This is a genomic window from Priestia sp. SIMBA_032 (genome assembly GCF_046535215.1).
In the GTDB taxonomy this organism is placed as follows: Bacteria; Bacillota; Bacilli; order Bacillales; family Bacillaceae_H; genus Priestia; species Priestia aryabhattai.
Window position 1 is genome coordinate 1 of sequence record NZ_JAWRXD010000889.1, and the last position, 263, is coordinate 263.

Annotated in this window: 1 pseudogene; it reads left to right on the forward strand. The window is 34.6% G+C overall.

The features are described 5' to 3' along the window. Window positions 1-238, forward strand: a pseudogene (locus tag SB717_RS36880) (LCP family protein); the annotation flags it as partial. Between the last annotated feature and the right edge of the window lie 25 nt (window positions 239-263).

The window sequence follows — 263 nt, forward strand, 5'->3', positions numbered from 1 at the left end:
TGGTCGAACTTACTACTACAATCCAGATAAAAAAGAATTAGCTAATGTTACAAATGAACTTCGTACTCATCTTGGGCTACCTGCATATACAAAGTCTGACTCAGACTCTGATTCGAAAAAGACAAAAGAATCTAAGTCTGAAAATTCAAGTGAACGCGAATCAAGTAACAATGAAGTGAAAAATAAGAACAAAAATAGCAGTGAAGATACAGAAACATCGTCTAACGACAATGAATAGTAAAGAAGCAGTACTCTATGGAGGT